The organism is Stenotrophomonas sp. 10L48, assembly GCF_056395105.1.
On record NZ_JBFTIX010000002.1, the window covers coordinates 216229 to 237535 of the forward strand.

Here is a 21307-nt window from a genome sequence, read left to right on the forward strand (position 1 = left end):
GCGCAGCGTGTATGCCGAGCGCCCGTGCAGCGCGGTCTGGCCAGTTCAACTGTCGCCGCCGCCCTCAGGCGGACGCAGGATCCAGCCAGCCGAGCGCGCGCGCGCGGCGCAGGTCCTCGGGCGTATCGATATCGCATTCCAGCCCGGCGCCGGAGCAGCGCGCAATGCCCTCGGTCTGCCGCAGCCGCCGGCCAAATCCCCCGTCTGCAGGTTGCAGTCCTGTTCCGGCAAACCAGCTGCCCGGCACCACCGCCGGCACGCCGATGGTGTCGCCCAGTACCGTGGCCGCGCAGCCGGACGGTGCAGCGGCTGCCGCGCCCAGCAGCGCGCGCAGGTGCTCCACGCGCAGCGTCGGTTGATCGCAGATCATCACCAGCACCCTGGCGGCGCTGTGCACGTGGGTGGCGGCCAGCGCCAGGCTGCCGCCGATGCCGAGCCCAGGGTTGGGATTGTGCAGCCGCTGTGCCGGCAGGCCGTGGAGTTCTTCTTCGAAGCGTGGGTGCTGGGGCAGTACCACCACCAGCGTGTCCGGCAAGGTTTCCAGCGCCAGCCGCACGCTGCGTCGCAACAGCGTCTCTCCGCCCGCACGCAGCAGCTGCTTGGGCTGCCCCAGGCGCTGGCTGCACCCGGCTGCGAGCACCACGGCCGCATGCCCGGTCATGGCGTGGCCAGGGGCGTTCCGTGCCGCCATGCCTGCAGCTGCGCGGCAATGCTCAAGGCAATCGCTTCGGGACCACGTCCGCCCAGTGGCAGGCCGATCGGTGAGCGCAGGCGCGGTTCCAGCGCACGGCGCGTATGGGTATCCAGCACGCTGAAAAGGTCGTCCTTGCGACGGCGTGGCCCCAACAGCCCGATGAAGGGCACGCGCGAGCCTGCCAGCCGTTCGAGCGCGTCACGGTCGAGCTCGAAATTGTGATGCATCACGAGTGCGGCATCGGCCGCGCCGGCGGCAGCGGAAGAACAATACGAACCAGCGGCAAGGGGCAGGTGCTCGCGCCAGCGGGGTCGCGGTTCCTCAACATGCGCGCACCAGCCCAGATGGTCCAGCAGGGGTAGCAGAAGCGCGGCCTCCGGGCCTGCTCCGTGCACGTGCACGATAGGCGACCGGTGCCACTGCAGCCGCCAGCGGTGGCTGCCGTCCGGCGACTGCGGGGCGGCCGGGGGCACCGTGCGGGTGAAGGTGAAGCCGGCGCAGCGGGCGTCCAGCCGTCCATCAGCCTGCAGTGCCAGGTGCAGCGTATGCGGCCCTTGCAGCCAGGCATCGAGAAGCTGTTCGATGCCGCCGAGCTGCGGCAATGGAAGCAGTGCCAGCCACTGGCGACCCCGGCATCCGGTGGCATTGCCGGAGAACAGCGCAGCGTCGTCGCGGTTGTCGATCTCCATCCATGCGATGCGCCCGGCATCCACCGCGTTGGCGGCCTGTCGCGCCAGCTCCGGTTCCAGGCAGCCGCCACTCAGCCAGCCCACCTGTCGACCCGGTTCGAACAGCGCACAGGTGCCCGCGCGGCTGTAGCTGGACCCTTCCGTCTGCAGCACCACTGCCAACGCAGCCGGACGACGGGCTCGCGCCGCGTCGGCGGCAGCCTGCAGCACCGGGCGCGGGTTGCCACCGTCCAGATCCAACGGGGCAGGGTGGAGCGCACTGGTCATGCGATGTCCGGCAGGCCAGCGAGCAGCTTGTCCAGGGTCAGTGGATAGTCGCGCACGCGGATTCCGGTCGCGTTGTACACCGCGTTGGCCACTGCCGCGCTTACGCCGCACAGGCCCAGCTCGCCAACGCCCTTGGCCTTCATCGGCGACGACACCGCATCGCTTTCATCGAGGAACACCACCTCCTGGTGCGGCACGTCGGCATGTACGGGTACTTCGTAGCCGGCCAGGTCGTGATTGACGAAGAACCCCAGCCGCCGATCCACCACCAGCTCCTCTGACAGCGCTGCGCCGATGCCCATTGTCATCGCGCCGATCACCTGGCTGCGCGCGGTCTTCGGGTTGAGGATGCGGCCGGCTGCGCACACGGCCAGCATGCGGCGGATCCGGCTTTCGCCCGAGGCCACATCCACGCCCACCTCGACGAAATGCGCGGCGAAGGTCGACTGCTGGTACTTCTCCTGCAGCGTGTCGAACTCGATGCTGTCTTCGGCCACCAGCTCGCCGGCCTGAGCGGCATCGGCAAGGGCGCGGCTACGGCCCCCTGCGGTCACCTTGCCGGCTTCGAACTGCGCTGCCGCCGGGTCCATTCCCAGCGCCTGCGCGACCTTCGTACGCAGTGCCATGCATGCGGCGTAGACGCCTGCGGTGGAGCTGTTGGCGCCCCACTGGCCACCGGACCCGGCAGCCACGGGATAACGGGAATCGCCCAGCTTGACCGTGACCTGCTGCAACGGAACGCCGAGCATTTCCGCGGCCGTCTGGCCGATGATGGTGTAGCTGCCGGTGCCGATGTCGGTCATGTCGGTTTCCACGGTGACCTGGCCATCAGCGGCCAGGCGCACGCGTGCGCCGGATTTCATCACCAGGTTGTTGCGGAAGCCTGCTGCCACGCCCATGCCGACCAGCCAGCGTCCATCGCGCACGGCGCCCGGGGTGGCGCTGCGCCGCTGCCAGCCGAATCGTTCGGCGCCCGTGCGCAGGCACTGCACCAGCTGCCGCTGTGAAAAGGGGCGCTCGGGATTGGACGGGTCGACCTGGGTGTCGTTGCGGATACGGAATTCGATCGGATCCAGGCCGAGCTTGATCGCCATTTCGTCCATGGCGATTTCCAGCGCCATCAGTCCCGGCGTTTCGCCCGGCGCTCGCATGGCATTGCCTTCGGGCAGGTCGAGGGTGGCCAGGCGCAGTGCGGCCAAGCGGTTGGGCCCCGCATACAGCAAGCGCGTCTGCTGCACCGCTTCCTCCGGCGAGCCCCCTGGCAGGTTGCCCGACCATGATTCGTGACCGATGGCGGTCAGGCTTCCTTCCGGCGTTGCGCCCAGCCGGATGCGCTGCAGCGTGGCCGGGCGGTGCGTGGTGTTGTTGGCGATCAGCGGCCGCTGCAGGGCCACTTTCACCGGCCGCTTGGCAGCGCGTGCGGCGAGCGCGGCCAGCAGCGCATCGGAGCGCAGGAACAGCTTTCCGCCAAAGCCGCCGCCGATGTAGGGCGACACCAGCCGCACCTTGTCCTTGGCGATGCCCAGGGTGCGGGCCAGATCGGTGCGGCCCCAGTCGATCATCTGGTTGGAGGTCCACACCGTCAGCTGGTCGCCTTCCCAGGCGGCCATCGTCGCGTGCGGCTCCATCATTGCGTGCGACTGGTCCGGGGTGTGGTAGATCGCATCGAGCGTAACCGCCGCCTGGCTGAAGGCCTTCTCGAAATCGCCGACGCGCGCATCGGGCTCCGGTGTCTGCAGGGAAGCGCCTGCCTGCTTGGCGTCCGCAAGATCGAAGTGGCCACGCTGCGGGGCATAGCGGATGCGGATCTGTCCGGCCGCAGCCCGGGCCTGTTCGAACGTTTCGGCCACCACCACCGCCAGCGCCTGGTGATAGTGGTGCACCTTCGGACCACCCAGCAGCGGCGCCGCGTTGCGCTTGACCGGATGCAGCGGCCCGGCGGTGTCGGCAGTGACGATGGCCAGAACGCCGGGCGAGCGCCGTGCCGCCTCCAGCTCCATGCGGGTCACGGTGCCGGTGGCAATCCCCGCGCCGACCACCACGCCATAGGCGGGGGCGGAAGGCGTGGCGTCATGCCATTCGTGTGCGTAGGTGGCCTTGCCGGTGACCTTCAACGGGCCGTCGATGCGATCGTGCGGCTTGCCGACAACGGTCTGCGCATCGATCGGATTGCGGCCTGCGGGGGTGTCGAATTTCATGCCTCGGCCCTCACGTCCTGCAGGATGGAAGCCAATGTGCGTTCGGCCAGCGCCAGTTTGAAGGCGTTCTGTGCGGTGGGCGCAGCACCCTGCAGCAGCACCGACATCACGGCGGCGGCGCCCTGCGGCAGGGCCGCATCGGCCGCAGCGCTGTGCCACGGCTTGTGCGCGACACCGCCAAGGGCGATCCGGCCGCTGCTATCGGGCCGCAGGATCGCCGCCACCGACACCAGGGCGAACGCATACGATGCGCGGTCGCGTACCTTGCGGTACACGTGCACGCCCCCCGGGGGCGGCGGCAGGATCACGGCGGCGATCAGCTCGCCCTTGTCCAGCATGGTGTCGATATGCGGCGTACGGCCAGGAGCGCGATACAGGGCGTCCAGCGCGATGTTCCGGCGCGATCCGTCGGCGCGGACGGTCTCCACCGATGCATCCAGCGCCATCATCGCCACCGCCATGTCGCTGGGGTGGGTGGCGATGCAGTGCTCGCTGGCACCGATCACGGCCAATTGCCGGCTGAAACCTTCGCGCGCGCCGCAGCCACTGCCGGGCAGCCGCTTGTTGCAGGGCTGTGCGGTGTCGTAGAAATAGGGGCAGCGTGTGCGTTGCAGCAGGTTGCCGGCGGTGGTGGCCTTGTTGCGCAGTTGACCCGATGCGCCGGACACCAGTGCGCGGGTCAGCACCGCATAGTCGCGCCGGATGCGCCGGTCGGCCGCCAGATCGGTATTGCGTACCAGCGCGCCGACGCGCAGGCCTCCCTCGCTGGTGGGCTCGATGGTGTCCAGATCCAGCCCGTTTACGTCGATCAGGTGGGCGGGCGTCTCGATCTCCAGCTTCATCAGGTCCAGCAGGTTGGTGCCGCCGGCAATGAACCGAGCGCCCTGGGTACGCGCCGCTGCCGCTGCCGCCTCGGCGGGAGACCGGGCGCGCTCGTAGCTGAAAGCTCTCATGCGCTGGCCTCCCCGACGTCCTGGATGGCCTCGATGATGTTGGAATAGGCACCGCACCGGCAGATGTTGCCGCTCATACGCTCGCGCAGTTCTTCGGCAGTGAAGGCACTGGGCGCGTCCAACGCGGCGCTGACGTGGCTCGGTATGCCGGCCTTGATTTCCTGCAGCACGGCGACGGCCGAGCAGATCTGCCCCGGGGTGCAGTAGCCGCACTGGAAACCGTCATGCTTGACGAAGGCCGCCTGCATCGCGTGCAGCCGGTCTGGCGTGCCGAGGCCTTCGATGGTGGTGATCTTCGCGCCCTGGTGCATCACCGCCAGCGTCAGGCAGGCATTGATGCGCCGGCCGTCCACCAGCACGGTGCAGGCACCGCACTGGCCGTGGTCGCAGCCCTTCTTGCTGCCGGTCAGGTGCAGGTGCTCACGCAGGGCGTCGAGCAGGGTGACGCGGGTGTCCAGCCGCAGCGATCGCGCTGTTCCGTTGACCTCGAAGTCCACCTGCATCAGTTCCGGTGCCCGTGCACCGGTCCGGTCCGACTCCGCCGCAGCGACCACCGCAGGCAGGGCCATGGTGGTGGCCGATCCCGCGCTCAACTTCAGCAGTTCCCGGCGCGAAAGGGGAAGGTGTGACGGTGGGCTCATCGTGGCTCCTCGCTGGCTGCGGCAGGCTGGCTGGCGGATTCAATGCCGGGACAGCATGGCGGTGCCGCGGTAGGCATGCGGTGAAGCATGACCCGGTCGCGCATTCATCCGCTGCCGGCTGCGGCGCAACCTGCGTGGCGGCCTTCAGCCATCGCCGGCCAGCGCGATCCTTACCCGCGAGGCCAGTTCGCCGATGGTGAACGGTTTGCCGATCAAGTGAACCTGCGCATCCAGCACGTTGTTGTCGACCAGCGCGTTGCGGCTGTTGCCGGTGGCGAACAGCACCTTCAGCTGCGGATGGCGCGCACGTGCCTGCTCGGCCAGCTGCCGTCCATTGACCTCGGGCATCACCACGTCGGTAAACAACAGCGCGACCTCTGGATGGGCCTGCAGCAGCGCCAAGGCGCTGGCGGCGCCATCTGCGGCCAGTACCCGATAGCCGAGTTCAGTGAGGGCATCGACCGAGAACGCGCGGACGGCCGCATCATCGTCCACGACGAGAATGTGCTCGCGCCCGCCGTGCAGGGCCGGCGCATCGTCATCCGATGCGGCAGCGGGCATGTCGACGTCGGCCAGCAGCCGCGGCAGGTAGACCTGTACCCGCGTCCCTTTGCCGGGCGCGGAATCGAGTTTCACATGCCCGGCCGATTGCTGGACGAAGCCATACACCTGCGACAGCCCGAGCCCGGTGCCCTGGCCGACCTGCTTGGTGGTGAAGAACGGATCGAACGCGCGCGCCATCACCTCCGGCGTCATCCCGTTGCCGTCGTCGGTCACCGCGATCACGACGTAGTCCCCTGCAGGCACGCCCGCATGCGCCGATGCGGTGTCGAGGTCGACGCGCTGGTTGCGGGTCTCGATCTTCAATCGGCCGCCGGAGGGCATCGCATCGCGCGCGTTGACCGCCAGGTTCAGGACCACGTTCTCCAGCTGGTTGGCGTCGGCATGGGTCCACCACAGGCCCGCGCCGAGTGCGGTTTCAAGGATGATGCTGCTGCCAAGGGAATGCACCAGCAGGTCGGTCATGCCGGCCACCAGGCGGTTGGCATCCATCGCCACCGGCTGCAGCGGTTGCTGGCGCGAGAACGCAAGCAGGCGCTGGGTCAGCTGGGCGGCGCGCTGCGCGCCATCAAGGGCCATTTCAATGTACCGGCTGGCGCGCGCGTCGCTGTCGCCGAGGCGCAGCGCCAGCAGGTCGAGCGGCCCGATCACCGTCGCCAGCATGTTGTTGAAGTCGTGGGCGATACCTCCGGTCAGCTGGCCCACCGCCTCCATCTTGCGGCTCTGCCGAAGCGCCTCTTCCACCCGCAGGCGCTCGGCGACTTCGGCCCGAACACGTGCCTCCAGCTGCCCGTTCAGCTCCTGCAGGCGCGCGTCGGCGGCCTTCCGCGCGGTGATGTCGATGGCCACGCCCAGCACGCGCACGCACCTGCCGAACTCGAAGATGCCGCGGCCCTTGGCGGCGACCCAGCGGACGATGCCATCCTCCTTGCCGACGGTGCGGTACTCCACGTCATAGGTCTCGCGCCGCTCGGGATCGCAGGCGGCGGCGAACGCGGCCAGGGTTGCCGCGCGGTCGTCCGGGTGCAGCCCGGCACGGAAGTCGTCCATGGTCACCAGCGCACCGGCGGAGATGCCGAACATGGCCTTGGTGCGCGCCGGCCAGATCAGCACGTCCTGCACCATGTCCACGTCCCAGAACCCTTGCTCGCCTGCTTCGGTGGCCAGCCGCAGGCGCTCTTCGCTGTCGGCCAGCGCCGCTTCGGCGGCCTTCCGCCCGGAGAGATCCAGCATGGCCCCGATCATCCGCAGCGGGGTGCCATCGGCGTCGCGCAGGACCGTTCCGCGATCCAGCACCGACGCATAACTGCCATCCGCGCGCTGGAAACGGTACTCGTCCGTCCAGCCGCTGCCGTTCCCGTCGATCACGGCGTGGATGCCGTGATCGATGCGCGCGCGGTCATCGGGGTGGATGTGCTGCAGCCACCATTGCGCGGTCGTGTTCTTCTCCGTGTGGCCGAACAGGCTGGCCAGCGCTTCGTTCCAGATCACCTGGCCATCGGCGATGCGCCAATCCCAGATGGCATCGTTGGTGGCCTGTGCGGCCAGCCGGTAGCGTTCTTCGATATCACGACGCTCGGCTTCGGCCGCCTTGCGGTCGGTGATGTCCAGCGACGTACCGACCAGGCCGATCACGGCGCCATCGGCGTCGCGCAGCGGCGATTTGGTCGACAGCCACCAGGCCCGGCGACCATCGGGGAAGCTCACTTCCTCCTCCAGCTGCTCGCTGTTGCCGCTGGACATGATGCGCTCGTCGGTCGCCATCACCGACGCCGCCTGGGCGGGGTCGCCCAACAGCTCGGCATCGGTGCGCCCGATATATTCTCCCGGCGGCAGGCCGATCAGCTCGGTGGTGCCGTGGTTGCCGATCAGCAGCCGGCCTTGCCGATCCTTGGCATACATCACGCCCGGTGCAGCCTCCACGAACGAGCGCAGCAGCGCCTGCGCCTGGTCGCGCTCGGCCTCGACGCGCAGGCGCTCATCGATGTCGATCAGCACGCCCGGGAAACCCAGCGCGCGGCCCTGGGCGTCCATATCGACCCTGCCGATGCTTTCCAGCCAGTGATAGCTGCCATCGGTGGCGCGCGCGCGGTACTGGTGGGCAAAGCGCCCGCCCGTCTGCACGGTCTGCTCAATCGCCGCCGACAGTGCGGGCAGGTCATCGGGATGCACGGCGCCCAGTACGTCCTGCAGGTGCAGTTTCCGCTGCGCCATTGCCGGGTCCAGGCCGAAGGCGCGGGCCAGGGCTTCATCGACCGTGAGCTGGTCGGCCTGGACGTCCCAGAACCAGGTGCCGACGATGGCCCCGGCGGCCAGTGCCATGTTGACGCTGTCGGTGGCCCGGCTGTCGCGGGTGGCAAATGAGGGCAGGGACGTCACGTTGATCTCGAGCGGGAGGAGGGGTGCTGCGCCAGCGTGGCGGGATCAGCACGGGCGAAGGGGCGCAAGTCTAGGCAGCGCCGCGTCACGGCTGCGTGGTGCCGGTGCCCGACGGGGAGCAGGCTACACTGCGGCTCCCATCCCGGCAGGGAACATCGATGTCCGCAGCAGAAGCCGGCGAGGCCTTTCGCCAGAGAGCGCTGCATGAGTGTGCCGCGATCGCTGCGGCGTTGTCGTCGGCATCCGACCCGCACCCGGCCATCCATTCCGCGCGCAAGGCCATCCGCCGATTGCGGTCCCTGTTGGCGCTGCTGGAGCACGCAGCGCTGGACGTCGAGGCTGCCGACCTGAGATTGAAGCGCCTGGGTGATGGCCTGTCCCGCCTCCGTGATGCGCATGTGGTGGTCGAGGTCGCCCGGCAACTGCAGGAGCGGGTTGCCGATCCGCGATGGAAAGGCGTCATCCGGATGCTGGTCCTGCGTCGTGAGGGCCTGCTGCAGGCGACCCTGCAGCGTGACCCGGGGTTTGCACGCCGCCTGCGTGTCCTGGCAGCGGTGCAGCAGCAGTTGGCGGTCCAACCCTGGCATCAGCTGCGGCGTGGCCCGCTGCGCCAGAATCTTGAGCGTAGCCGGCGCCGCGTGGACAAGGCTGCCGCACGGGCGAAACGCGACGGCGGTGCCGCGGCGGACCACCGCTGGCGACGACGCGTGCGCAGGCTGCGCATGCAGCTGGATATCGCCTGCGACCTGCAGCTGCACGTGCCGCACAGCAGGCCGCTGCACGCCTCGGGGCATCGTTACAAGGCGCTGCATCGGCTCAGCGACGAGCTTGGCCGGCAGCAGGACCTGCGGCTGCTGCGCAACCTGGTGCGGGCGATGCCTGCCAGTGACGGCAAGCGCTCAGTGATGCAGCAGATCAACGGAGAGGTGGCGCCGGACTGAATCGAGGGGCATCGGGACGTACGGCCACCTGACGTTCCGGCTTGCTTCGAAGGCTGGGATGGCCCCAGCCCCCGAAGCGCTGGCGGAGCGTTCAATCGTCTCCGCTGCTCACCCGCGCCACCCGCTTTCGATACTCATACACGTTGTCGCCGCGGATCCGCTTTTCCTGCGTGCCCGAGATCGAATCGACCCGGCGATCCGAGCCGGTCACCGGCTTGGCATCGATCTCGGTCTCGTGCTCGAACGAATGCGATTTGTCGGTATTGCGGTAGAAGCGGTACAGCGCCCAGTACAGCGCAGTTGCGCCGGCCGGGCCTGCGGCCAACAACCAAAGACCACTGTCATCACTCATGTGCTGGCCACCAGGAAGGCAATTGCGAGGGCTTCGATGATCGTACCTGCGGTCAGCGCCGCCAGCAGCATCTTCCACTGCTGCACCGGCACGCTGCCCATGGTTTCACCGGTCCGGCCGTTCACCGCGATGTAGTGCAGCATGCCGCCGTTCCTGCCGGGCTGGTGGTACGAATACAGCCACACCGGCAGGTACATGGCCACCCAGCGGGTGCCGTGCACTTCCAGTTGCTCCTGTTCCCAGCGCACGCCACGGTCGTAACGGCGCACCGTGCCTTCCACCTGCGCGCGGGCGATCGACAGCAGCTGGTCTTCCAGGCGCGGCCGCAGCTTTTCGACGTCCAGGTTGCGCTTTTCCGAAGTGAACCCGGCCAGGTACGAGGCGTTCCACTTCACCGCGTTCTTGGTGTCGAACGGCAGAATCGTGTTGATGATGTTGTTGGTGTTGGCGCGCGTGTCCAGGTTGCCGCGCTCGGCAGAGGATTCCAGCGGCAGGTCGTCCACGGTGAAATCGACCTGGCGTTCCACCTGGTAGATATCCGCGTCGTAGTAGGTCTGCTTGTTCTTCTCGGTGCCACGGGTGTACTCGCGGGTCTTGATCTCACCCTTGCCAGCCACCGCTGCGCTGACATTGCCGTCGACGATCATGTAGGGCAGGTACACGCCCACCACGTTTTCCGGGGTGAACTGTTCCTTGAACGCCTTGAGCGCGAACATCCGGCGCTTGTCGACGAACTGGCGGATGCGCGCGACCGCATCCTCCTTCTTGATATGGAACGGCAGCACGGCGTCGGGCACCGCGCCGTTGGCGATCTGTTCGTTCACGCCGAACACATGCCGGCACCAGTGGCAGCGCGCCGTCATCGTGCTTTCGGTGTTGACCGTGACTTCGGCGCCGCAACCGGTGCACTTGAAGGTCATCAGTGCCGAGGTGTCGGCATCGATATCGCGTGCGCCCGATGCAATGACGGTGCCACGCAGCTGGTCGATGGCTTCGCCCAGCCCGAATTCCTCCTCCACCCGCGCGCCATGCCACTGGTGACGGCAGTACAGGCAGACCAGGATGTCGGTGCCCAGCTTGGGCCGTATGTCGGTGGCGCCGCACTTGGGGCAGCGGTTGAGGCCGTCTTTCAGTTCGGCCGCAGCGGTGTCGATGGCGACCGGGTCGGGCGCCTCGACTTCGTTGCGGATGGCCTCAGGCAGCTTGGAAGTATCCAGCGGGAAGCTGCCGGGCAGGGGAGGGACATCCTGCGGCGAACCGGGGCCGTCCAGCACCGCCGCCGGCAGGGGCGGGGGTGCTGAAGCGGAACCGGGCAGCGGCGGAGGCGTGTTTCTGGGATCGGACATGGTGGTTGCGCGTCCTGCGTCTTCTTACAGTCCCAGCGCCTTGGCCTTCAGCGCGTCGTAGTCGGTCTGGGTGATCAGGCCCAGGTCGAGCATTTCCTTGGCCTTCTTCAGCTTGGCCACCGGATCGTCGGCGGCAGGGGCGGCCGGGGTTGCCGGCTGCTGCAGGTTGCCCGCGCCGAACATGCCCGATGCCATGCCCACGCCGACAAGCCCGGCGGCACCGCCGTTCTCACCGGCGGACTGGATGCCCTGGGCGACGCTGGCCTGCAGGTTGGAATTGCCACGCGAGCCGGACAGCGCATCGGCGCGCTGCACGGTCTTCAGCAGCTCGCGGGTGTTGGCGTCGTACTCGATCGAGACGATGGCGGTCTTGACGATGGCCAGGCCACGATCGGACTTCCACTGGTAGCCCTGTTCGACGGCGGCCGACAGGCTCTGCGCAAAGCCCAGCGAATCCTGCTGCAGCTTGGTGATGCGGTTGCCCTTGCCCGGATCGTTGGTGTACAGGCTGAACGCCGGCGCCAGCGAACCCACCACTTCATTGAACAGCTGGCTGGCAGCAGCATTGTCCAGGTCGGTGAAGTCGAACACCTGGCCCGGCCGCAGGTAGCTGGCCGGAACGAAGTTCTTCACGAACAGGATCGGGTCGACGATCTTCAGCGTGTACGAACCACGGGTGACCGCGCCTACCTGGGTGTTGAGGAAACCGTCGTCCCAGTAGATTTCCGACTGGGTGCCGAAGCGGTTGTCCGGCAGTTCCTTCAGCGAAACAAAGAAGGCGGCCTGCTGCGAGCCCGGCTGGCCGCCGAACTTGAAGCGCTCCCAGCTCTGCTTGATGAAGGTGCTGACCAGGCCGTCGCCGGCGAAGATCGACTGCGAGTTCAGATCGTCCGAACGCCACTCGTAGCCACCCGGCTCGGCCACGAAGGCAGTGATCGCGCCATCCTGGAACAGCAGCAGGCCGTAGCCCTCGGGCACGACGATCTTCGAACCGTTGCTGATGATGTTGGAGGAGCCGCTGGTGTTCGAACCGCGCCCGGCATTGGTGCCCTGCGGCACCGCCGCGAACAGGGCTGCCGTGGACGGCAGGCCGGTCGGCACGGTGTAGAAGTCCTTCCACTGGTCGGCCAGCACACCGCTGACTGCACCCTTCACCGCTTGTACCAGACCCATGACCCACTCCCTGTAGTTGCCGGACAGGCACCACGCCTGTCGTGCTCGGCTGACTATAGAGGAGGCAGGCTGCATGCGGCTAGCGGCTGGGTGTACCCCCATTCATCTCGCGTCACAGGCCAGGCTGCGGTTGATCAGGCCTGGCCGATCAGCGGCACCCGTTCCGTAGCCCATCGCCGCAATGCGACAGTCCGGCCTGGGCACGGCCCCGCAGCGGATCAAGCCTGCACAGTGCTGGCAACCCGGGGTTCCGGAGCCGGTGCCGATGATTGCTCCATCACACATTCCAGGCCTGAAGCATCTGTGTCCAGCAGGCAGGTGGCGAACAGCAGGAAGCGATACGCATCGGTGAAATTCGATCCCAGCCCGAACGAAATCCTGACCGCACCGCAATCACCCTTCTCCAGGATCTTCTCGTCGAATGTGGTGCAGTCGAGAATCTTCCCGGTCTTGTCCAGCTCACAGTGCTCGGCGCCTGCGGTCGCGTAGGTCGCCTGCTGGACGGCGCCCAGGTTGCAGAAGCAGCCATTGCGCAGGGTGATGCCGAACCGGTCTGCGGCGCGCTTGATGCGGGCGTGCGGCAGGATGGAGCCATAGCAGTCGAAGAAGTTCAGCATCAGCGTCGCGCCCCGCTGCGCAGCGGGCGGGCCATAGATCTGGCACAGCGGCAACGCGCCGCCTATGTGGTGGCGAAGCGATGACAGCTGCGCCTGCAGCCACTCGGCCAACGCACGCGAGCGCAACGCGACCGCTTCCACTCCGCCCAGCGCGGCCACGAATTCAAAGCCTCTGGCGATGGCGGGGAAGGCGGCGTAGTTGGGCGTGCCGACTTCGAATCGCTGGCCCGCATCGCGGTACAGCAGGCGATCGGTGGGTGACCATGGCCCGGAGTAGTAGCACACGCCACCACCGGCAAACGACGGCGGTTTCAGCAGGTCGAGTGCGGCCCGCCGGGCGAGCAGGCAACCGGCGCCGGTGGGGTAACCGAAGATCTTGTAGAACGACGCCACCACGAAATCGGGGTGATGACGGCCGCAGTCAAGCCGGTATTGCGGCACCAGGGCCGCCGCGTCACACAGCACCGTCGCGCCATGCGCCTGGGCCCGCTCGATCCAGGCCAGATCGTGCCGGGCGCCGGTCGCATTGGATTGCGCGGGAAAAGCGAGCAGATGCGGGGCGCCGGGCTGCAGCCGCTGCAACGCGCGCCACATCAGCCCTTCATGCAACAGCAGCTCGTCATCCAGCGGAATGTACTTCACCTGTGCGCCCTTCGCCGTGGCGTACTCGCGCAAGCCGTGTACCGAGGTGTGATTGTCCTTGGTCAGCAGAGCCTGCGACCCGGCCTGGAACGGGAATGACTCGGCCACCAACCGGATTGCGCTGCTGGCATTGGCGGTGAACAGTATTTCGTACTCCTCCGGCGTGGTTCCGAAGAAGGCGTGGATCTGTTCACACGCCCCATGGAGTGCGTCCTGGGATGCTTTCGATCCGCTGTGCGGATTGCCGAGAATCGTCCGCTTGAGTGCCTGGTAATCCTGCTCAAGCAGGCTGTCGGGTGGCAATGTTCCGCCCACGTGATCCAGATAGGTCACCTGTTGCTCATCCAGCCGCGCATACTCCTGCTGGCGCATGGCCTCGACCTGATCATGGGGATAATCGGGGTGGTCGGCGAGGAACCGTGCGCGAGCGCTTTCGAAGCCGCGCATCGCGCGCGCATCCTGCTGCAGTGGCAGGTGGAACGCCAGCAGGGGTGAGAAATCCGGTGCCCGGAGGGCGGCCTGCGCAGGAGTGTGTGCAGCATCGACACAGCCGCGCAGCAACCAGGCTTCCACCTGGTAACGCCGGTCTGGCACTGCTGCATGGACGGCGTCCAGCATCGCGTCCAGATAGCGTTCCCTGCTGGGGGCGTCGCACTGGTTGAACTCCTCCAGAAGGATGCAGGCGTTGAACAGGAACTCGCGCACATCGGCGTCGCCCATGGCAAACGCGAGGGGCCGCAGTTCAGCCATCTCGCCCTCGCGTGGGGAAAGTCCTTCGATCGCGAACGCCCGTGTGATGGGCGACGGGTCGGTCAGGCTCAGGGCCGCATCCATCAGCCGGGAGGGCATGCCGAAGTGCTGCCGTGACTGCTCGCGGGCCAGCTCGAACAGCTGGTTGTAGTGGAATGCCGTGGCGTAGACCCGTCCGCCAGGGCGGAGCACGCGCCTGAACTCGCGGGCGACGCGGGCCTTGTCCGGCGGGAACATCAGGCCGAACCCGCAGACGATGACGTCGAAGCTGGCGTCGGCGAAGGGCAGCTCCGCCATGTCCACATCGGCAAGGAGGGGCACGTTGCGCTGCACCTCATCGCTCAGCACGCTGCGTGCCACGTTCACGGCGATCGCTGAGAGATCGGTGGCGACCAACCGTAGGCCGAGCGGCCTGCTCAGGTGCTGGTAAAGGTTTGCGGTGATGACCCCGGTGCCGCAGGCGACCTCCAGGACGTCGGACGCGTTGAAACCGGCCCGGATGTCGCCAGCGATCTCCTCGGCCAGCAGCTTTCCGTAGGGACCGAAAATGCGCTGGCTCAGTACGCGCTCATAGAACTCCATGAACGTGCTGAGCGACCATTTCCGTTCGGATACAACCTTGCACTGATGCGGCGAGACATCCTGCATGGCACGCTCCCTGTGGCCGGAGGCCGGTGAATCTTCGCCGCCTTTATTGCATGGGAGTAAATGTCTTTAAGTGATATTAATCACATAAAGCGGGATTGATAATCCGTGAAAGGCCGGGCAGCCCTATATTCCCCCATTCATGGGGCAACGGCCGATTCGGCGCTAGCGTCATTCTGTTCTGCAACATCACTTCGCGCGGGCTCAGCGCACCGACTGCGGCACACGGCGCAGCTTGCCGGTGTCGTAGCCCATTGCCTGGATGCGGGCGACCGCCTGCTGGTAGTCCGCCTCGCTCACCTGCGGCGTGCGCGCCATGTACCACACGTAGTCACGCTTGCTGCGGGCCACGATGGTCTGGGTGTAGCCCTCATCCAGCCAGGCAATCAGGTATTCGGCCTGGATGGGCCAGATGAACTGCATTCCCCAGACCGCACCATTGCCGTGTTTTTCCACACGGCCCACTGGGTGCATCGACTTCTGTGGCGACTGGAAGCTGCCCTTGCGATAGGTGAAAGTGGTCTGGATGCGGCCATCGGCCTGCAGCGCGTAGCTTTCCACCGCGTCGAAGGCCTCGCGCTCGGGCCGGGACGGAATATGGGCGATGACATACCAGTCGCCCATGAAGCGCGGCACGTCCACCTTCGGAGGCAGCGGGATGGGGCGGGTGTCGTGGCTGCTGCAGCCTGCGCCGAACAGGGCAACGGCCAGCAGCGGGAACAGCGATGCGATACGCATGCGGGCGGTCTCCTTCAACGCGGGCGGAACAGGTAGTGGGCGACCAGCCATTGCTGGCCGTCGTCGTAGCCGAACAATTCGGCGCAGGCCATCCAGAACATGCGCCAGCGCTGCCACCAGATGCGTGCCGCCGCTTCGTCGCCATAGGTCTGTGCCAGCACGGGCAGCAGCTGTTCACGGGCAGCATCCTGGTTGGCCAGCCAATGGTTGGCCGTGCGCTGGTAGTGCGTGCCGTCCAGCAGCCAGCGCTGGTCCAGCACCAGGTCGCGCTGGAAGTGCAGCAGCGTGTCCGCTGCCGGCATCAGGCCGCCGGTGAAGAAATGCCGGCCCATCCAGTTGTCGTCGCCCTCGGTCTCGAACGGATACATCAGCGTGCGATGGGCGAAAATGTGTACGAACAGCGCACCGTCCGGCTTCAGCCAGCGGGCAATGCGGCCCAGCAGGCGGTCGTAGTTGCGGACATGCTCGAACATCTCCACCGACACGCAGCGATCAAATGCAGCGGCAGGCAGGTCCAGCTGGTTGACGTCCCGGGTGAGTACCTCGACGTTGCCGAACCCGCGCGCCTCGCACTGCGCCAGGATATGGCTGCGCTGGCTGTGCGAGTTGGACACGGCGGTGATGCGCGCGTTCGGGTAGCGCTCGGCCATCCACAGCGTCAGCGAGCCCCAGCCGCAGCCCAGCTCAAGAATGGCCTGGCCGTCGGCCAATCCGGCGCGCTGCCCGTACAGCTCCAGCATCGCATCCTCGGCTTGGTCCAGCGTCTCGCGGCCGGTGCGGTAGTAGCAGCTGCTGTACTTCAGGCGATGCCCCAGGCAGCCCTGGAAGAAGGCGGCAGGCACCTCGTAATGCTGGCGGTTGGCCGCATCCACGTGCAGTGCCAGTGGGCTGCCAGCGAGCTCGGCGATACGGCGGCTGAAGCGCTGGGCCTGCTCCTCCATGCTGCCGCTCGACTCCTCGGCCAGGCGTTGCGCACACAGGCGGCGTATGCCCGCGCGCAGCGCCGCATCGGGCAGCCAGCCACGCTCGGCCCAGCCGGTAAGGCCGGCTTCCGTATCGGCAACCGGAGCAAGGGACGGGGTGCTGTTCATCGGGATCACTCCTTGGGGCTGCGCGGAAACCAGGGGAAGAACATCGGGGTACTGCGCTGGAAGTCGCGATAGTCATCGCCTCGACTGCGCAGCGCCTGTTTCTCGGTGAAGGGAACGCCACTGAGGTAGCGCAGGAACACGTACATCAGCACCGGCCCGGACCAGGCCAGCCACCACAAGGGTGAGCCGGCTGCCAGCAGTACATAGGTGAACCAGTGAAGCCACTCGAAGAAGTAATTGGGATGGCGCGTGTACCGCCACAGTCCTTGGCGGCAGGTCCGGCCCCTGTTTGCCGGGTCGGCGCGGAAGCGTGCCAGCTGACGGTCGGCCAGTGCTTCGCCGCCCACGCTGAGCAGCCACACGACGACCGCCGCTGCGATCCAGCCAGGCATGTCGCTGTGGGGATTGCCGGCCACGGCCGTGAACGGCAGCGCAAACAGCACCACCAACAGCGCCTGCGCCATGAAGAAGCCGAAGATCCTGCCCTGGTGGCCGTGCCAGTGTTCGCGCAGATAGCGGTAGCGACCGTCTTCTTCCTCGCTGCGTACGCGGCGCCACAGATGCAGGGCGAGACGACTTCCCCACAGGCCACCGAGCACGGCCAGTGCGATGCGTGGCTGCAGCGCGCCATCGCCCAGCCATGCAAGCAGCAGCGCGCCTGCCGCCACGCCCTTTGCCCACAGGACATCGACGATGCCGATGTTGCGCTGCCTGCGCTGCCAGGTCCAACCCCAGGCCATGATCAGCACGGCGTACAGCAGTACCCACCACAGAATGCTCATCAGGCTGCTCCGATCAATGGGGTGTCACGATTGCTGGGCGTTCCGCGACGGGCGACGGCGCACAGCAGCGACAGTGCCACGCACCAGCCCAGCGCCAGTGTTGCCACGCCCAGCCAGGCCGGGGCGGTGAAATGTACGGCCTGGAAACCCCGCGCCGCGGACAGATACGCCAGCGGCGCCAGCAGGCCCAGGGCCACCGGCAGCATCCAGTGCCGCTGCAGAAACGCCATCGACGCCGTCAGGGTCATCGCAAAGGCCGCCCACAGCGCGAAAATCCACGGTGGCGGCACCCATCCAAGCGGTGCGGCGGCGTACTGCACAGCACCGCTGGCTGCAGCGCTGCCATCCACCAGCCAGGCACACCCCAGCGCGAGCAACAGCAGGCGCAGCTCCAGGCGTGGCCGCGTCGAGGCAAGCAACTGGCTGCCGACATAGAGTGTGGCCGACAGCAGGGCCGGCCATTGCCAGCCGCGGCCGGCTCCGGCAACGGCGCACAGCCATACCAGCTGGTTGCCGATTACGTTGACCCAGGTGCGGCGCATGTCAGCCGGCCCGTTGGCCATGGACGTCCGTCTCGGGACGGTAGCCCGGGCGTGCCAGCAGCAGATGGGACACGCCGATCGAGCGCTCGAGGAAGCCGCCCTCGCAGTAGGCCAGATAGAACTCCCACAGCCTGCAGAAGCGGTCATCGAAACCCTGCGCACGTACCGCCGGCAACTGCGCGAGGAAGCGCTGCCGCCAGGCGCGCAGGGTGAGGGCATAGGAGTGGCCGAAATCCTGCTGGGCGATCAGCTGCAGGTCGCAGGCCCGGGTCTTGGCGGCCAGGATGGCGTTGATCGAGGGGATGAAACTGCCGGGAAACACGAAGCGCTTGATGTAGTCCACGCTGCGACGCGCCTGCTCATAGCGCTGGTCCTCGATGGTGATGGCCTGCAGCAGGGCCACGCCATCGGGCTTCAGCAGCCGCTGCAGGGTGGCCATGTAGGTGTCCAGATACTCGGCACCGATGGCCTCGATCATCTCGATCGACACCAGCTTGTCGAACTGGCCCTGCAGATCACGGTAGTCCTGCATCAGCAGGGTCACACGCTCCTGCAGGCCCGCCTCGGCCACACGCTGGGCGGCAAGCGCGTGCTGTTCGGCGGAGATGGTGGTGGTGGTCACATGACAGCCGTAGTGCTGGGCGGCATGCAGGGCGAACCCGCCCCAGCCGGTACCGATCTCGACGACGCGATCACCGGGCTGCAGCTGCAGCTGCTGGCAGATGCGGTCCAGCTTGCGGCGCGAGGCGGTTTCCAGCGAGTCGCCGGCATCGCTGAACACCGCCGAGGAGTACATCAGGTCCGGCGACAGGAACAGCGCGAAGAAGTCATTGCCCAGATCGTAGTGGGCGGCGATGTTGCGGCGACTGCCTTCGCGGCTGTTGCGCCGCAGGCGGTTCCAGCCGCGCAGCAGCCAGCCACCGATCCGCGCCGGCCCGCGTTCCATGCCATCCAGCAGGTCGCGGTTGCGTACCAGCAGCCGCACCAGGGCCACCAGGTCATCGCAGTGCCAATCGCCGTGGATGTAGCTTTCACCCGCGCCGACGCTGCCCTGCGCGGCCACCTTGCGGTAGAACGCCATATCGCTGATGGTCACCGTGGCCTGCAGTGCGCCCGCACGATCACCGAGGATGACCTCGCCCAAGGGGTCGCGTACCCGCAGCCCGCCTTCGCGCAGCGGCGCCAGTACCGCCAGCAGCCTCCGGCGCAGGAATACGTCCACCGCGCCGGGGCGGGGCAGGGCAACGGAAGGATTCAGCTCGTTCATCGCGGTTTCTCGGCAAGAGCGGGGTGGTCATGCACGGGATTGCGCTTCAGCCACAGGAGCAGTGCCTGCCAGTGGATGGCGGCTACCACCTGCACGGTCATCAACGGGTAGAACGCCAGTACCCGGGCCAGGCCGCGGCCATCAAGCGGGCGTCGCTGCATGGCCTGGGTGGCATCGAACTGCCGGACACCGTCGCGCCAGACCTGCATATGCACGCGCAGGTCATCGCCGGGCGCGGTGAAGCGCCAGTCATAGCGGCAATCCATCGGCATGAAGGGGGAAACGTGGAAGGCTTTGTCGAACTGCCAGCGCAGGGCGCGCCCCTGTGGCTGTGCACTTTCAACAGGCAGCACATAGGCGTGCCGTTCCTTCCACGGTGTGTTGGTGATGTCGGCGACGATGCAGTCCAGGGTGCTGCCGTCGGCCCGGTAGCAGTAGTAGAAGCTGACCGGATTGAACACGTGGCCACCGAAGCGCAGGTGCGCCAACAGCCGCACCGGGCCGTCCGGGCGCCGCCCCAGCACGGTCGCGGCATGGTCACGCACGGCGTCTGCAAGTGATGTCCTGGGATCGCCGAGATAGTCGCTGCGGCGGAACTCTGCCAGGTTGCGGCGCCCGACCGACCACAGCCAGCGCCCGGCAAATACCTGGTCCAACTCGTCCAGGTCCAGCAGCAGCTGCGCGATGGGGTAGCGGAAGGCATGCGGATGCGGATGGTGCCGGCGGTGCACCACCTGCCCGAAGTAGAGGGCGCTGGCGCTCACGCGGCCACCTCCACCTGCAGGGGAGGCGGCGCGCCGGCATTGCGCAGTTGCAGCGCATCCACTACGCGGCGGGCACTGCGGATTCCATCTTCGTGGAAGCCCCAGCCCCAATACGCACCCGCAAACCAGGTGTGCCGCCGGCCCTGCAGTTCGGCCCAGCGCCGCTGCGCGTCCACCGCAGCCGGATCATGCACCGGATGCGCGTACTGCAGACGGCGCAGCACCTTGGCCGGATCGATGGCCTCGCTGCGGTTGAGGGTCACCACCAGCGGCGTATCACCGGGCAGCCCCTGCAACAGGTTCATGCAGTAGCTGACCGTGCAGGGTGCGGTGGGGTCGCGCGGTACATGCGCGTTCCAGGCCGCCCACGCCTTGCGGTTGGCGGGCAGCAAGGAGGCGTCGGTGTGCAGTACGGCCTCGTTGGGTTGGTAGCGGATCGCGCCGAGCACCGCATGCTCGACAGGATCGGCGTCGGCCAGCAGGGCAAGGGCCTGGTCGCTATGGCAGGCCAGGATCACTTCATCGAAGCCTTCAATGCCGGTTGCGGTGTGTACGCGTGCCCCCCAGGGCATGCGTTCGACCGCGTGTACCGGGCATTCCAGCCGCTCGTGCACCCGCCAGCGCGCACGCAGGGCGTCCACGTAGCGCGCCGAGCCGCCCTTGACCACGCGCCAGGGCGCGCGCCCGGTCATCTGCAGCATCTGGTGATTGGCCATGAACTGCACCAGGTAACGGGCCGGGAAGTCCAGCACCTGCGCGGTCGGCGAGGACCACAACGCCGAGGCCATCGGCAGCAGATGCTCCTGCACGAACGCTTCGCCATAGCGCTGGCTGTGCAGGTACTGGCCCAGCGTCGGGCCCTGCTCCTCGCCCAGCAACAGGGGCGCGTCGCGATAGAAGCGCCGCAGGTCGGCCAGCATTCCCCAGAAACGCGGCGAGAGCAGGTTGCGGCGCTGGCAGAACAGGCCATCGAGCGATGTGGCGTTGTACTCCACGCCGCTGCGCTCGCTGTGCATCGAGAAACTCATCGTGGTGGGCTGCGAGTCCACGCCCAGTTCGTCGAACAACGCCGACAGCAGCGGGTAATGGTGCGGATTGAAGACGATGAACCCGGTGTCGACCGCCATCCTGCGGCCGTCCACCGTCACCTCGTGGGTGTGGGTGTGGCCGCCCAGGTAGTCGTTGGCCTCGAACAGGGTGACGTCATGCTCGCCGTCCAGCCACCACGCACTGGCCAGACCCGCGATTCCGGAACCGATGACCGCGATACGCATG

General features: G+C 67.3%; 18 protein-coding genes. 1 reads left to right on the forward strand and 17 read right to left on the reverse strand.

The genetic code is table 11. The features are described from left to right. Nucleotides 1-64: 64 nt before the first annotated feature. The 6 genes from AC1DCU_RS04370 to AC1DCU_RS04395 form a co-directional block, all read right to left on the reverse strand. Nucleotides 65-661, reverse strand: coding sequence for a nucleotidyltransferase family protein (locus AC1DCU_RS04370; protein ID WP_442251064.1), 597 nt, complete (start codon nt 659-661; stop codon nt 65-67). Beyond that, complete coding sequence (locus tag AC1DCU_RS04375; RefSeq protein WP_442251065.1) at nt 658-1650, reverse strand: XdhC family protein; 993 nt, start codon at nt 1648-1650, stop codon at nt 658-660. Before AC1DCU_RS04375 ends, AC1DCU_RS04370 begins: the two co-directional genes overlap by 4 nt. Next, a complete protein-coding gene (gene paoC / locus AC1DCU_RS04380) occupies nt 1647-3848 on the reverse strand; it encodes an aldehyde oxidoreductase molybdenum-binding subunit PaoC (RefSeq protein WP_442251066.1) in 2202 nt (733 codons plus the stop codon). The genes AC1DCU_RS04375 and paoC overlap by 4 nt, the downstream gene beginning before the upstream one ends. Beyond that, nucleotides 3845-4801 carry an FAD binding domain-containing protein gene (locus tag AC1DCU_RS04385; protein ID WP_442251067.1) on the reverse strand — a complete coding sequence of 319 codons (957 nt, stop codon included), beginning with the start codon at nt 4799-4801 and terminating at the stop codon, nt 3845-3847. The genes paoC and AC1DCU_RS04385 overlap by 4 nt, the downstream gene beginning before the upstream one ends. After that, nucleotides 4798-5442 carry an aldehyde dehydrogenase iron-sulfur subunit PaoA gene (gene paoA / locus AC1DCU_RS04390; RefSeq protein ID WP_442251068.1) on the reverse strand — a complete coding sequence of 215 codons (645 nt, stop codon included), beginning with the start codon at nt 5440-5442 and terminating at the stop codon, nt 4798-4800. The genes AC1DCU_RS04385 and paoA overlap by 4 nt, the downstream gene beginning before the upstream one ends. Before the next feature lie 144 nt (nt 5443-5586). Then, nucleotides 5587-8382, reverse strand: coding sequence for a PAS domain-containing hybrid sensor histidine kinase/response regulator (locus AC1DCU_RS04395; RefSeq protein WP_442251069.1), 2796 nt, complete (start codon nt 8380-8382; stop codon nt 5587-5589). 158 nt (nt 8383-8540) lie between these two features. On the opposite strand from AC1DCU_RS04395, the gene AC1DCU_RS04400 reads away from it, so the two are divergent. Then, a complete protein-coding gene (locus tag AC1DCU_RS04400) occupies nt 8541-9323 on the forward strand; it encodes a CHAD domain-containing protein (RefSeq protein WP_442251070.1) in 783 nt (260 codons plus the stop codon). Nucleotides 9324-9414: 91 nt separating this feature from the next. Here AC1DCU_RS04400 and AC1DCU_RS04405 read toward each other — a convergent pair whose 3' ends face one another. From AC1DCU_RS04405 to AC1DCU_RS04455, 11 genes are all read right to left on the reverse strand, one after another. Beyond that, nucleotides 9415-9675, reverse strand: a complete 261-nt coding sequence (locus AC1DCU_RS04405; RefSeq protein ID WP_025874461.1) for a hypothetical protein — start codon at nt 9673-9675, stop codon at nt 9415-9417. Beyond that, complete coding sequence (locus tag AC1DCU_RS04410; RefSeq protein ID WP_032974658.1) at nt 9672-11021, reverse strand: membrane protein; 1350 nt, start codon at nt 11019-11021, stop codon at nt 9672-9674. The genes AC1DCU_RS04405 and AC1DCU_RS04410 overlap by 4 nt, the downstream gene beginning before the upstream one ends. Before the next feature lie 24 nt (nt 11022-11045). Continuing rightward, complete coding sequence (locus AC1DCU_RS04415; RefSeq protein WP_442251071.1) at nt 11046-12194, reverse strand: SPFH domain-containing protein; 1149 nt, start codon at nt 12192-12194, stop codon at nt 11046-11048. A gap of 218 nt (nt 12195-12412) precedes the next feature. Beyond that, the gene (locus AC1DCU_RS04420) at nt 12413-14851 is read right to left on the reverse strand and encodes an aminotransferase class V-fold PLP-dependent enzyme (RefSeq protein ID WP_313443861.1); all 2439 of its coding nucleotides are present in this window, start codon (nt 14849-14851) and stop codon (nt 12413-12415) included. Between the two features lie 201 nt (nt 14852-15052). Further along, nucleotides 15053-15586, reverse strand: coding sequence for a lipocalin family protein (locus AC1DCU_RS04425; RefSeq protein ID WP_032974662.1), 534 nt, complete (start codon nt 15584-15586; stop codon nt 15053-15055). 14 nt (nt 15587-15600) lie between these two features. Then, complete coding sequence (locus AC1DCU_RS04430) at nt 15601-16677, reverse strand: SAM-dependent methyltransferase (protein WP_080148694.1); 1077 nt, start codon at nt 16675-16677, stop codon at nt 15601-15603. A gap of 5 nt (nt 16678-16682) precedes the next feature. After that, nucleotides 16683-17459, reverse strand: coding sequence for a DUF1295 domain-containing protein (locus AC1DCU_RS04435; protein WP_442251072.1), 777 nt, complete (start codon nt 17457-17459; stop codon nt 16683-16685). Further along, the gene (locus AC1DCU_RS04440) at nt 17459-18001 is read right to left on the reverse strand and encodes a DUF2878 domain-containing protein (RefSeq protein WP_025874468.1); all 543 of its coding nucleotides are present in this window, start codon (nt 17999-18001) and stop codon (nt 17459-17461) included. Before AC1DCU_RS04440 ends, AC1DCU_RS04435 begins: the two co-directional genes overlap by 1 nt. A gap of 1 nt (nt 18002) precedes the next feature. Next, nucleotides 18003-19268, reverse strand: a complete 1266-nt coding sequence (locus tag AC1DCU_RS04445) for an SAM-dependent methyltransferase (RefSeq protein ID WP_080148696.1) — start codon at nt 19266-19268, stop codon at nt 18003-18005. Beyond that, complete coding sequence (locus AC1DCU_RS04450; RefSeq protein ID WP_442251074.1) at nt 19265-20032, reverse strand: DUF1365 domain-containing protein; 768 nt, start codon at nt 20030-20032, stop codon at nt 19265-19267. Before AC1DCU_RS04450 ends, AC1DCU_RS04445 begins: the two co-directional genes overlap by 4 nt. After that, nucleotides 20029-21306: an NAD(P)/FAD-dependent oxidoreductase gene (locus AC1DCU_RS04455; RefSeq protein WP_032974671.1), complete on the reverse strand. Its 1278-nt coding sequence runs from the start codon at nt 21304-21306 to the stop codon at nt 20029-20031. Before AC1DCU_RS04455 ends, AC1DCU_RS04450 begins: the two co-directional genes overlap by 4 nt. Between the last annotated feature and the right edge of the window lies 1 nt (nt 21307).